The organism is Virgibacillus salexigens (genome assembly GCF_000723585.1).
GTDB lineage: Bacteria > Bacillota > Bacilli > Bacillales > Amphibacillaceae > Virgibacillus > Virgibacillus salexigens.
Map to the genome: position 1 here is coordinate 200009 of NZ_CCDP010000001.1, position 12308 is coordinate 212316.

Below are 12308 nucleotides of genomic sequence, written 5' to 3' on the forward strand. Positions count from 1 at the left end.
CTCATCCTTCCTTCTTAACAAATGTTTCAGATTCACGTTGGACCATTCTGAATCCATAACGCTCTTGAAAGAAACGAGGCACATTCTCGAACACGGGAGGTTGGGTCCCGCCATAAATTGCTGAGACTAATAAGTTATTTCCTTGTGAGATGTTAGCTTCCAACGAAGGTAAAAGACTAGGATTTGAAGTAAGAATATTCGTATTTGGCTCTGTAGTAATCACTTTCCCTCCATTATCATAACCATGTAAGTTAATAATGGCGGAATACAAGTTACCATCAGATACATAAGAACGATTTTCCTCTTCATGTATCCCTGCGTTTGTATCTTTTAGTACATCTGGTTTCGGGATGCTAAATGCACCTTCAATTCCTTGTAAGTTCCTAGTTGAACGAATTTCATGGATACGAATATGCCAATACTTAAATGGTATGAGGTATGTTCGTATTTGAACATCGCGCCATGGATACCATTCTGAGAAGATATAGTTTTCATGTAAGGATATCTGAGTACATTCTCGTCGAAATCGAAATAGGTTATCATATTCACTTAATGAAAGCATGGAATCCCCAGCCATTTGTGATCGTAGGTAATTGGAATGTGCAATATTAAACCCAAAAAGATTGGAGTACACAAATTTTGCATATTTTTCGGCATTATGCAGATGTTCCGTTTTAGAATATTGTCCAGAAGTGTATAAATAAACTTGATCGCTTTCTGGACGGATACTTAACATTCTAGCTTCTTTTAGTAATTTTTTTCCCCTTAGTAATGGCAGGTCCTCTTCATTCGCTTTCCAAAATGTGTGATCCTTTGATAAAGCGGTAATTATTAATGCTTTAAATGCCCAAAAGGAAGAGCCTGGGCTATTATATCCTTCTGCCATAATCAGATTTTGATACGCATAGCCAATTGGCAGGAAAGCATTGTATTCAATAATCGGCTGTTTCACCCACCAGCGTAAATTCCGGAGGATAATTCCTTTGATAATTTCGATACGAAAAGGTTTTATATCACAGAATGCAAGTGCACTCCAAAAGGCAGATTGAGCGAATTTATACGTCATACTCCTTCCAAAAGGTACAGCATCTCCTTTAGAAGAGAACCAATAAATAAAATCGTCAGCGAATAATAGAGCTCTTTCTTTATAGGTTTTGGCTCTTTTTGCATCCTTCTCTTTCATAAAATAGGCATAAAGTAAACTAAAAAAATGAAAACCAAAGGAAACATAATAATCCATTTGATTTGGTGAACCATCTGCATACCATCCATTACCTAGATACAGACTTTCTATTATCTGGAGCGATTCATTTTGTTTTTCAGTATTTAGAGGTACGCCGACATTCTCTAGCCCAATATTGACGATGATTCGAAAAAAATGCCAATTATTATTCGGTAGGCTAATATGATTAACTTGTTGTAACCAATCGACTAAGTGTTCTTGTTGTTTTATAGTCAAGTTATTCCAAAGCACGGTTTCATTTAATAGCAGGGAATAGCCTAATACGGCCATTTCTACGGCTCTTTGGTCTTTATCGTTCAAGATCCCCCAATATTCCGCCGACGACGGGTCAATACCTTTTGTAATCTTGTTCAAGATAGTTTGATTAATCGATCTGTTTTCAGAATGAGCAAGTGATGCCTCGCCCCATAATGGCCTAAGTATGGATTCGATTTCAGTGATTCCTTTTCCATAGGCTGTGTCCGTATAATCGAAAATCAATTGATTTTCATTGTGAAGCTTTTTTTCCACATGTCCCACATAACTCTGAATAAATTTCTCTACATCATTTTTTGTTTGCAAAGCTGATCTCCCCAATACCAGTAGATATTTGACTTGCATATAGATTTGTCTTGCTGTAGCAGACAGTACAAATGAATATTGGTACACTAATTCCAAAAAACAAGGATATTCCTGGAGCTAATAGTAAGAATTGCAACCATAAAATTAAGAAACAAACCATTAATACATTTAGTGGAAAGTAGTAGAATGCTGCTATAAAAGATAACTTGATCATTTGCTTTACTGAAAATGTTTTATTTGTAGTTTGGAGAAGAGCAAGATGGATGAGTACAAATATAGATGTAATAAGGACAGTAATACTTCCATAAAAAGTTGCTATTCCGAATAAGTTCATTACGTCAAATGTAATGTTTATATTCGTTATCGCAATAATTCCAAAGAGTATAGGAGTAATGGATGCTAGATTGATTGGTATGAATGCTGTTTTAAAAGTTTCAAGAAACTGTTTAATTATATCGCGATAAGAAAGCGACGCATTGTTTAATTCTTTTTGGATAGCCTTGATAGAAGCTGACAAAGCAGGAATGAAGCCAAATAAAATGCCACCTAATAACGTAAAGATGATGAAAGCGATGTTTATAAGGCTAAAAAAAATCAACCACTTTATGAATCGATGAATAGACGTTATAGAATCCCCCTCCTTTTAATAAAGCGTTTACATTTGATGTTAATTTGCTCTGATCAATCTGTCTTATCAATTGCAGAAGTACATTATTAATTTAAGAAATAAAAGAAAGTAACACAATGATTAGAGTCTTTAATATCCCCTGTCAGTAAGATGCATTGCACGAGCTTCTTTTGTTTGCATAAATCATTGCAAATGCATGTCCGTGCTCTTTTAATTATTTCCAGAAATTAAAATCATTTCATTTGCAGGAAATATTAGATCTAGATAGTATGTAAACTATATAAATATTATTTTGAATTTAAGCTATTTAGTTGAATATAAAGAATTTGTCCCATCCTTAAAAAAAGTATGCATATCGAATGGTTTAACTATAAGGAAGGTATTTTTTAGATAGGGGGATTATTATAATGAAAAGCACAGGAATCGTAAGAAAAGTAGATGAGTTAGGACGGGTGGTCATTCCGAAAGAGCTTCGTTCCTCATTAGATATTGAAGTTAAAGACCCCATGGAAATCTTTGTTGAAAATGACAAAATTATTCTGCGAAAGCATCAATCTGCCAATGCGTGCCAAATTACAGGTACTGTATCTAATGATAATCTTACACTTGCGAACGGAAAATTAACCCTAAGTAGAACGGCTGCAAAAGACCTTATTGAAGAATTGGAAAAAAATTTAGGTGATTCCGATTAAATCTTATTCAACCGTGGACACGGATACACCAATCAGCTCAAAATATGATATGTTGAGCTAATCAGGTATCATCTACGGGGGATTATGAAGTTTGCTTGGATGCTAATATGGTTGTATGGTTTTCTATTCCTTCGTAATACCATGAATAGTATCTAATAGCCATGTCTTTAGGCACATCATGCATAGTGGTAACTTTTGCTGGTCTTGCGCGAGAAATAATTTTTATCGAAGACAACCCCAGCTTCTTTTGTAGTATGGTCTCTGTTACCATTAATCTTTCTATTTTGTCTCTACTGGTAATGAAGACTTTTGTTGCTATAGCGCCTTTTTTTATCTGGATAAAAGAACCGTTAAGTGCATAACTACTAAATAAACTACTTAGTAGTTGTGATACGAGGGTTAAACTAAACATGATTGTTGCTAGGTACCAAAAACCAGGAAAAAAGCAATACAACATGACAGGGAAAAATAACCACAAATAAATGGTTCTTAATAGCTTTACGATGATAGAGGATGTAGGAATTTTGGTCATGTCCTCCTCGATTTCAAACGCTGAAATTACTTCCGGAATTAACTTCTTTGCTTTATATTTATGTATAAATGGAAATAAGATATGGGAGGCTTTGACATCTTCATCTGTATCGCTTGAGCTAATCATTTTTACCTTTACTATATTTAAGAACTTATGAATAAACCCACTGTTAATACTGAGAGCTTGGATTCTATCTTTGGGTATGGAAAAATGAGCAGTATTTAATTTTCCTTTTTCAATGTAGATTCGATACGGATCGGAGGTTACATTGAACTCACCATACTGTAAATATGTTTTTAACACACCATAGACTATGGATAGACAGATCAAAATTATTATTCCCATTGTTAATCTGAACCAAGAAGATTGGAAGAATCCGATAATATCTCCAACATACGCATCAATCTGAAAGAATTGATTGACTTCAGAATATACAGAATAAATTAAGGTTAGAAAGAATAGTAATCTGAGAGATGTAAGCGAAGCAATCAAAATTTCTCTTCGCTTGATCTCATAATGCTTTTTGATAGAAGTGATTTCTTGTGAATTTTTTTCTATGTCCTTCCTATTTTCTTCCTCGGTTATATAAACCTTCCCCAAATCCGAAAGTGTTGTTTTAATATGATTAGCTTCCTGAAAAGAAATCATTTCTAGCTTTATAGAATCATTTTTGTCACTAGAACCAGCATCAATTAGTAAAGTTGTTAAACCAAACAATCGAGAAAAAAAAGTCGTATTTTGATGTAGACCTTGAATATTAGCCAAGGGAAAATGCCTATGTAAAGTAACAAACCTCCCTTTTTTAATAAACAATTCTTCTTCATCTATAGAATAACCAAAATGTTTCCATTCCAATAGAATGGAAACGATTTGATAGATTACAAAGAGTATAATAAGCGAAATACCATATGCTGAAAATATAGAAGTTGAAGAAAATCCGAATACAAATGAAAGGAAAATACAAAAGTAAATAAAACCTTTTATAGATTTTACAAGTTCAAATAACATCCATAATGGATGTGATTTTCCTAGTTCTGTTCTGTTATCCTTCATAGCATTATTTTTCATTTCCCTCCTCCTTTGACGTTTTCCTTTTATTAATTCCTGATAAATAGGCAATATCATTACGAATCTCGCTAGCTGTGTTTTCGGGAACACTAGGTATTTCATGGACATTACCGACTGTACCAATTTTTATAGTTGATAAATGGTATTTCTTTAATATCGGTCCCTGGTAGGTATCAACAAAATAAACTTTGTTCATTGGTATAATCATATGTGTTTTTCTAATTGCACCACCATGTTTTAATTGAATACAATTACTGTCAATTTCGTATCTCCACGTTTTTTGTTTATATACCGGTATAACAATAAGCTCTATCATTGCAGATAGACATACAATTGCTGCAACTGCGTATAGAGCAATTTCAATCCAATGCGGCCAATCATAATAATGATGTAAATAGAGAAAAAATGCTACGACAACCAAAAAAATAAATGAAGTAAAGGCATCTGTTATTCTCCATACCTTTATTGCGTCTGGTGATATCCGTTGAGTTGGTTCCTTTATTTTATACACAATTACTCGCTTCCTTTATTCATACTTTTACCAATTTCGTTCTACACGAAAGATATCGAAAAAGGATCGTCAAATCTTTCGTGTAGAAACTAGCTCCTATTTGAAGAGGTACAACATACCAGATAAGATGGCCTTCTTTGCCTGCAAATTAAGCAGGATGTTTTTGATCTCCTAAATTAAGAAATATTTCTTCTAAAGATGGCTCATCGACTTCTATTCTATACACGTCTACATTGTTTTGTACGAGTATCTTATTAATCTCAGGAATCACATTGTCCTCTTTAACGAAAAGTTCGGAATAAGTGGGTGTCATATCTGCATATTCCACAAGCAAATCTAAATCCTTCTTTAATCGTTCCTGTTGAGCTTCCGAGATCGAACGATGTTTGATATGGATGGCAGTATCCTTTTGATATTGCGATCTTAACTGTTCCATATTCCCTTTGGTTTGTATCGTTCCTTTGTTCATGATTGCAACCTCGTCACACAGCTTTTCCACTTCGTCCAGATTATGAGAGGTTAAGAAAATGGTAGTGCCATTTAATGCTATATCTTTAATAATTGAATGTATGTTTAAAACGGAATTAGCGTCAACTCCAGAAGTAGGTTCATCAAGAAATAATATATCTGGTTTATTGATTAAGGCCTGCGCAATGCCCAATTTCTTTTTCATTCCAAAAGAAAACTGTTTTGTTTTTATATGGATGGCATCTTCCAGCTCAACTCGTTTTAGAGTTGTTATTAAGTCTTCTTTCGTTAGAGATAATTTTAATAATTTACTGAAATACTTTAAATGATCTAAGGCTGTAAAATCCTCATAAAACGTAGAGTAATCTGGCAATACGCCTATTTTATGACGTATTTCTTTTATGGAATTCCCTTTGTACCCAAGGATTTCGAACGATCCATCAGTGGGATTTACAAGTCCCGTGATCATATTTATAAAAGTAGATTTACCAGCACCGTTTTTACCTAAAAATCCAAAAATCACGCCTTTTTTAATACTTAAATTGATGTTATTGACCACTGTTTTTTTTCCGTATGTCTTTGTTAAGTTGTGAGTCGTAATTGCGTCCATTACAAATCCCTCTTCCTAAAGATCATTAAACTTAGTGCTAAGTATATACACGTAAAAACGGCTGTGAAATACGTGAAAAAGGTTTCTTCTTGGGTGTAATAAAAATAAGGTGTGATATAGCTTAATGCTGTAATCAATATATTATTTGTTCCGATACTCCATAATCCAATGATTGGTAAGCCGATAGAAACTGTAATCCCTAAAAACATAGTTAATGATGGCTTACGGATGATAGTTGAAAGAAATATGGTGAACCCTATAAAGTAGGAAACAAAAACAATACATTGAATTAGTTCCAAGAAAAAAAATGAGTGAGAGAACGGAATAATAAGTAATAAAGCGATAAGCAAACATACTATCCAAAATAGTAAGTTTCCTAGAAATTTCCCGACAATAATACTTTCTCTTGAAGTCTTGGTTACTAAAAACCGAATCGTTCTAGAGTCAATTTCTTTATTAATGGCACTATGAGATAAACTAGTGACAAATAAGGGGGATGCGATGAAAAGGAGTGTCATTAATCCCCCTGCATATGCGTTATCACCTAAACCGAGATCTTTAAGTTGCGCTTCAAACTGACTAATCAGTTTTGCTGCCCCAGTGGTAACCCCAAAAAGCACGATAATGATGATTAATGAACGGATACTTTTAAATAATGTTCTAAATTCTCTTAAGCATATAGTAAACATCTGGTCACACCTTCGTATATATTTTGCCTATCTATCTTTTATTACGTACAAGAGCCATTACACCGGCAATGAAATAGGCAATTCCTCCAAACAGCCCCATAAATAACGTAAATAATGTACTCAGGATTGCTGTAATAATTAAAACCTTACCTGCCGTTTTCGCCTTATTTCTTTTCAAAAGGATGATTGAGATAACCCCTAAGCCAATACTAATTAGTGAAATAACAACAAAGTATAACGTACTATTGCTTAAAAAGTTTACAACTTGATCAGCATTTACAGCGGTTATGTTTTCGTCCTTTATAAATTCTTGAACTAACTCCTTTGTTTGAGCATTATTTTGGGTACTTCCCAATAAAGTAACACTCCCTATTAGCAAAAAGGAAAATATAATTACCCCAATCACAGTCAGTAGTATTTCAGCAGTGCGTTTCATTTTTACCTACCTCCAAATTGATATAGATTGATTGCTGATCTCTAATCAACTTATCATATGTTCAAAGATAATTCCACCTTTTTTTGAATTAAATTAAACAAAAAATAAATTTTATTTATTATTTTGGTGAAAAAATGTTTGTTTTTATTGATGTATGTGGTAATATAAAATAAAGAGAGGTGGTTAACGATGCATACCAAAGATATACCTGCTTGGATTTTAGCTTTAGATAATGAAGATATCGAATTTATTAGGAAATTCGTTTTAAGCTCAGGTTCGTTAAAGCAGATAGCAAAAAGCTATGAGGTATCCTATCCCACCGTAAGAACCCGTTTAGATAGGATCATTCAAAAAATAGAATTAAATGAAGACATAGAGAAAGAACCCTTAATTAATTATGTCAAGCAATTGGCAATTGATAGCCGCATTAGCTTAGATGATGCTAAAAATATAATTGATAAATATAAAGCTGAAAGGATGGATCATTAATGAATGAGTTCGTATTTTTATTTATCTGTATAGCAGCCTTTGCTGTACAATACTTTCTATCGACACGCAGCAGTGCGTATTGGGGAGCTATTATTCCTGTGATTTTTGTATCCGGTCTTACTTGGATGTTTGCATCTAATCGTATCGAAAGTACTACCGCCTATATCATCATTCTTATAGTTGGCATCATTCTTCTAACAGAAGAATGGCACCGGGGAAGAAAATCGCTACAAAGAAACAGAAAGAAAGAATTAGACAAAATGAAAACATATGATTTAAAATAAAAGGTAAGGTACGATAAGCAGTTAAAAGCTTGGGTATCATTCTTATTAAGAAGGTCTAAAATTAGGAAAAGGGATAGAGGTCACGCTCTACCCCTTATGTAATCCTACTCACTTTCAAAGGAATTAGTTAATAATGCTGTCGATTTTATCACTGATCCATGAGAACGTTGCACCGTTCTTGATCCAGTTGATAACCGTTCCTTTGTTAGCCCAAGCCCACTTAGCTGCTTTAGTACCCAACTGTGCTACAAGTTTTAAAAATGCTGCCATTATGCTCACCTCCTTCCGACTTACAATTATTACTATAACGAAACAAATGTCATAATTCAACATTATTTTAAAAAATTTACATATTTACCATAATTATACATTGTCGTGTAGGCTGGGCAATAACCGTTGTTTTATTAAGTTAATGGTCGATAGATTAATAATCTACGAGTTCAGCGCTGTCTAAATCTATCACATCGAACTGGGTCGATCTTATTTTACTTAGCGATTGATGGAAATGGTAACGTGTTTTTCTCTTACACTTGCATGCAATTGGCTGATTTTGGGTATAAAAATAAAAAACCTAGGATCGGAGGTCACGTTATGGGGATTGCCTCAGATAATGTTACTCAAACGTCGCTGTATACAGTGAAATCAAAATATGCAGGTCGGAATTTGCTTTCGGGGATTCTGTTTGGAATTGGATTAGCAGCATTCATTGATGAAACAGTGTTTCATCAGCTATTACGCTGGCATCATTTTTATGATCAATCAACAACAGATGTAGGGCTGATTTCGGATGGTTTTTTCCATGCATTTAGTTGGTTTGCAACCATTGGTGGATTATTTCTATTTGCAGATCTACGCCGAAGGAATGCATTATGGTTTAAACGGTGGTGGGGGAGTGCAATGCTTGGTTCGGGTTCGTTTCAGCTGTATGATGGGATTATTCAGCATAAATGGATGCGGATTCATCAAATCCGTTATGTTGATAATGTCTTCGTCTACGATTTCGTCTGGAATGGTATAGCGGCAATCATGATTATTATAGGTATTGTACTGGTTTTCCAAACACGAAAAAGAGCCAATCCTTTAAAGGGGCTGAGCTTGGATGACTAACTATGGAATGCATGGAAGTGGAATGCGGCTGGAGTGGTTCCTTATTGTCATGCTTATATTGGCAATTGGTATCTATACAGGGTTAGGTATTTTTTCAAAACAAAAAACGCATCTAAAGCCGTGGCCCCTGTTTCGTTATGTTTGTTGGTGGTTTGGAATAATTGCAATGGGGGCTGCCTTGATTGGACCTGTTGCAGGAAAGGCGCACACAGACTTTACTGTCCATATGATCGGCCACTTATTTCTTGGCATGTTAGCCCCCTTGTTGATTGCCCTTGCAGCACCAATTACGCTTATTCTGCGGGCACTTCCTGTCCACGCAGCACGTAGATTATCGATGCTATTAAAAAATAGATTGATTCGTCTCTTTCGGCATCCAATAACAGCGTCGTTGCTCAATATTGGCGGTCTTTGGCTGCTGTACACGACGGGATTATACGAGCTGATGCAGCAGCATATGCTGGTTCATGTACTCGTACACTTTCATGTATTCGCAGCTGGATATTTATTTACCATCAGTATGATATATATAGATCCAGCACCCCATCGATTTAGCCATATGTATCGTGCTATTGTACTGGTGTGCGCTCTATCGGGACATGCCATATTATCGAAGTATATTTATGCGAATCCGCCTGTTGGTGTACCAAAGGATCAAGCCGAAACAGGTGCGATGCTAATGTATTATGGCGGAGATGTAATGGATGGTATTCTTATTTTTATACTTTGCCTGCATTGGTATCACGCAGCACGTCCAAAACAACGAATGGCCATAAGTACAAGTTGAAAAAAGCATGCAGACAAGTGCTGCATGCTTTTTTATCCTAGTATCCTACTTCTACTGCGGCATTTACGATATACATCAAGTCGTTCTCATCATTTTTATCCTCTAAAATAATCCCGCTAGATGTGGCCATTCCTCCATCGGTTACATCCACATCTACAGTACCATAAGGGATTGCCTCTTTTACCTTGTCGATATGGAGGGATTCGCGATCTAACGGAACCGCAAGTCGAACAGTTACGCTCATGTTTTCCAGCCGTTGTTCGGGAAGACTTTTTTCAATGCCAGGCATGGAGTTCGACCAGATGGCATTTTCGACCGCACGAACGGCTGCTTTCGTTATATCTTGTCCATGAACATCGATCCCCATTCCAGTTTGAATAAAGAGAATTTGATTCATTGTAAAACTCCTTTTTTAGGTAGAGTTGTAACTTATAGAACGATTCCCAGCTAAGCATAGAAATAAACCTAGCGACATCTGTTCAATTTATCAGCTTCGATCGTATTGTTTTGAGAGGAATGAGGAACAATACTGGCATTATGATCAGATACGATGATAGATATAGTTAGCTTATCTAGGACCATGGATGTCTTTTTATGAATCCTCTATGAGTTAGAATCATTTTACTGTATAATTAAAATATTCAAATAAATGAAAGGGTGTGGACATGCTCATGATGTGGAAACATACAGCTAAAAAAGGATTTCTCGTATTTCTTCTAGTTATTCTTGCTGTCATTCCCTTTGTAGAACCAGATGAGCCGCTATTCGTTAAAGCATCCGAAGAGATTACACAAGATGATTTCCCAGAAGACGCTCCGTTGGAGGATAAGCTCTCAGCGATTTTATCCGATGAACTATTGGATGGAGCGGTAACAGGTGTCAGTATCAAGCATGCGGAGTCGGGGGATATGCTGTTTTCTCAAAACCCAGATACGCGCTTGCATCCAGCTTCGAATATGAAGCTGCTCACAGCAGTCTCCGCTTTGGAAACCCTCGGTAAAAATTATCGGTTCACCACCGAAGTATTAACGGATGGAAGACAAAGAGGCAAGGTGCTTCATGGAGATTTATATTTAAAAGGAAAAGGTGATCCAACCTTATTGAAAGAGGACTTTGATCAATTTGCCAAAGACTTAAAGGAAGAAGGTATTCATAAAATTAAAGGGGACCTCATTGGAGACGATACGTGGTATGATGATGTACGGCTTTCTCAGGATTTAAACTGGTCAGATGAACCTTTTTATACGGGTGCGCAAATTTCTGCTTTAACTTTATCGCCAAATAATGATTATGATGCAGGTACCGTCATTGTCGAAGTGACACCTAGTAACAAGGCGAGGGGAAAAGCAGAGGTGAGGGTTACTCCAGAAACAGATTACGTAACGATCGACAATAAAACCGAAATGGTGAGCGAAGATGAAGAGAAAGATATTTCGATAGAACGTGAACATGGAACGAATACGATTATAGTCGAAGGGACCATGCCAGTCGGAGGATCGAATTCCCGCTCATGGGTTTCTGTTTGGGAACCTACTGGCTATGCTTTGGATGTGTTTAAAACATCCTTAGAAGACGAAGGAATTAGGTTTATAGGCAAATCAAGAGAGACATTTGCGAAAACCCCGGATGATGCAAAACTGCTAACTTCGAAACAGTCGATGCCATTAGAGAAATTACTTATTCCGTTTATGAAGTTAAGTAATAACGGACATGGTGAAGTACTGACCAAGGAAATGGGTAAATTCGTTCATGATGAAGGCAGCTGGGAGGAAGGCCTGGAAGTCATGGAAGACGTCATTACCGGTCTTGGTGTGAATGAAGATACGATCCTGCTTCGTGATGGGTCGGGAATGTCTCATAAAAACATGATTCCGTCAAAGGATCTTGCTCAGCTGCTGTATGAAGCGCAAAATAAGGAGTGGTTCGATGCATTTCAGTATTCCTTACCAGTTGCTGGGGAACCGGATCGTATTGTCGGGGGGACGCTGCGTTACCGCATGACTTCTGAACCAGCAAAAGGAAATGTCATAGCCAAAACCGGATCGTTAACTGGTGTTTCCACCTTGTCTGGTTATGTCACAACATCAGATGATGAACCATTGATTTTCTCCATTATGATTAATAATTATCTCGGTTCAAGTGGAGATATCAGGGATATTGAAGATGAAATAGCAACTACATTAGCAAAGCATGAATTTTAACG

At 36.0% G+C, this 12308-nt stretch carries 15 protein-coding genes; 6 read left to right on the top strand and 9 right to left on the bottom strand.

The genetic code is table 11. From position 1 onward, the window contains the following. Nucleotide 1 precedes the first annotated feature (1 nt). Both BN990_RS00940 and BN990_RS00945 read right to left on the bottom strand, forming a co-directional pair. Nucleotides 2-1804, bottom strand: a complete 1803-nt coding sequence (locus tag BN990_RS00940; protein WP_051738989.1) for a DUF2264 domain-containing protein — start codon at nucleotides 1802-1804, stop codon at nucleotides 2-4. After that, nucleotides 1788-2402 carry a DUF624 domain-containing protein gene (locus BN990_RS00945; RefSeq protein WP_038241727.1) on the bottom strand — a complete coding sequence of 205 codons (615 nt, stop codon included), beginning with the start codon at nucleotides 2400-2402 and terminating at the stop codon, nucleotides 1788-1790. The genes BN990_RS00940 and BN990_RS00945 overlap by 17 nt, the downstream gene beginning before the upstream one ends. 437 nt (nucleotides 2403-2839) lie before the next feature. Here BN990_RS00945 and BN990_RS00950 point away from each other — a divergent pair, with 437 nt between their 5' ends. Beyond that, the gene (locus BN990_RS00950; protein ID WP_021290193.1) at nucleotides 2840-3124 is read left to right on the top strand and encodes an AbrB/MazE/SpoVT family DNA-binding domain-containing protein; all 285 of its coding nucleotides are present in this window, start codon (nucleotides 2840-2842) and stop codon (nucleotides 3122-3124) included. An 82-nt stretch (nucleotides 3125-3206) separates the two neighbouring features. Here the strand turns inward: BN990_RS00950 and BN990_RS00955 are convergent, their stop codons facing one another. The 5 genes from BN990_RS00955 to BN990_RS00975 form a co-directional block, all read right to left on the bottom strand. After that, the gene (locus tag BN990_RS00955) at nucleotides 3207-4724 is read right to left on the bottom strand and encodes a PH domain-containing protein (protein ID WP_051738990.1); all 1518 of its coding nucleotides are present in this window, start codon (nucleotides 4722-4724) and stop codon (nucleotides 3207-3209) included. Continuing rightward, nucleotides 4714-5235, bottom strand: coding sequence for a PH domain-containing protein (locus BN990_RS00960; protein ID WP_051738991.1), 522 nt, complete (start codon nucleotides 5233-5235; stop codon nucleotides 4714-4716). The genes BN990_RS00955 and BN990_RS00960 overlap by 11 nt, the downstream gene beginning before the upstream one ends. A gap of 148 nt (nucleotides 5236-5383) precedes the next feature. Beyond that, on the bottom strand, nucleotides 5384-6313 hold the full coding sequence (locus BN990_RS00965) for an ABC transporter ATP-binding protein (RefSeq protein WP_038241748.1): 930 nt from the start codon (nucleotides 6311-6313) through the stop codon (nucleotides 5384-5386). After that, entirely contained in the window at nucleotides 6313-7002 is a 690-nt protein-coding gene (locus BN990_RS00970) for an ABC transporter permease (RefSeq protein WP_021290189.1), read from the bottom strand. Before BN990_RS00970 ends, BN990_RS00965 begins: the two co-directional genes overlap by 1 nt. A 31-nt stretch (nucleotides 7003-7033) precedes the next feature. After that, nucleotides 7034-7438 carry a DUF4064 domain-containing protein gene (locus BN990_RS00975; protein ID WP_021290188.1) on the bottom strand — a complete coding sequence of 135 codons (405 nt, stop codon included), beginning with the start codon at nucleotides 7436-7438 and terminating at the stop codon, nucleotides 7034-7036. Nucleotides 7439-7627: 189 nt separating this feature from the next. Here BN990_RS00975 and BN990_RS00980 point away from each other — a divergent pair, with 189 nt between their 5' ends. Together BN990_RS00980 and BN990_RS00985 are read left to right on the top strand one after the other, a co-directional pair. After that, complete coding sequence (locus BN990_RS00980) at nucleotides 7628-7927, top strand: DUF2089 family protein (RefSeq protein WP_021290187.1); 300 nt, start codon at nucleotides 7628-7630, stop codon at nucleotides 7925-7927. Further along, nucleotides 7927-8211 carry a hypothetical protein gene (locus tag BN990_RS00985; RefSeq protein WP_021290186.1) on the top strand — a complete coding sequence of 95 codons (285 nt, stop codon included), beginning with the start codon at nucleotides 7927-7929 and terminating at the stop codon, nucleotides 8209-8211. Before BN990_RS00980 ends, BN990_RS00985 begins: the two co-directional genes overlap by 1 nt. Nucleotides 8212-8334: 123 nt before the next feature. On the opposite strand, the gene BN990_RS00990 is transcribed toward BN990_RS00985, so the two are convergent. After that, on the bottom strand, nucleotides 8335-8481 hold the full coding sequence (locus tag BN990_RS00990; RefSeq protein ID WP_021290185.1) for an aureocin A53 family class IId bacteriocin: 147 nt from the start codon (nucleotides 8479-8481) through the stop codon (nucleotides 8335-8337). Nucleotides 8482-8802: 321 nt separating this feature from the next. Between BN990_RS00990 and BN990_RS00995 the strand changes: the two genes are divergently transcribed. Together BN990_RS00995 and BN990_RS01000 are read left to right on the top strand one after the other, a co-directional pair. Then, nucleotides 8803-9318: a DUF2243 domain-containing protein gene (locus BN990_RS00995; protein WP_021290184.1), complete on the top strand. Its 516-nt coding sequence runs from the start codon at nucleotides 8803-8805 to the stop codon at nucleotides 9316-9318. Continuing rightward, nucleotides 9311-10105 (top strand): cytochrome c oxidase assembly protein, encoded by a 795-nt coding sequence (locus BN990_RS01000; RefSeq protein ID WP_038241750.1) that lies wholly within the window; start codon nucleotides 9311-9313, stop codon nucleotides 10103-10105. The genes BN990_RS00995 and BN990_RS01000 overlap by 8 nt, the downstream gene beginning before the upstream one ends. A gap of 37 nt (nucleotides 10106-10142) precedes the next feature. Here BN990_RS01000 and BN990_RS01005 read toward each other — a convergent pair whose 3' ends face one another. Further along, nucleotides 10143-10502 (bottom strand): Lin0512 family protein, encoded by a 360-nt coding sequence (locus BN990_RS01005; protein ID WP_021290182.1) that lies wholly within the window; start codon nucleotides 10500-10502, stop codon nucleotides 10143-10145. 274 nt (nucleotides 10503-10776) lie between these two features. On the opposite strand from BN990_RS01005, the gene dacB reads away from it, so the two are divergent. After that, complete coding sequence (gene dacB, locus BN990_RS01010; RefSeq protein ID WP_051739136.1) at nucleotides 10777-12306, top strand: D-alanyl-D-alanine carboxypeptidase/D-alanyl-D-alanine endopeptidase; 1530 nt, start codon at nucleotides 10777-10779, stop codon at nucleotides 12304-12306. The last annotated feature ends 2 nt before the right edge of the window (nucleotides 12307-12308 follow it).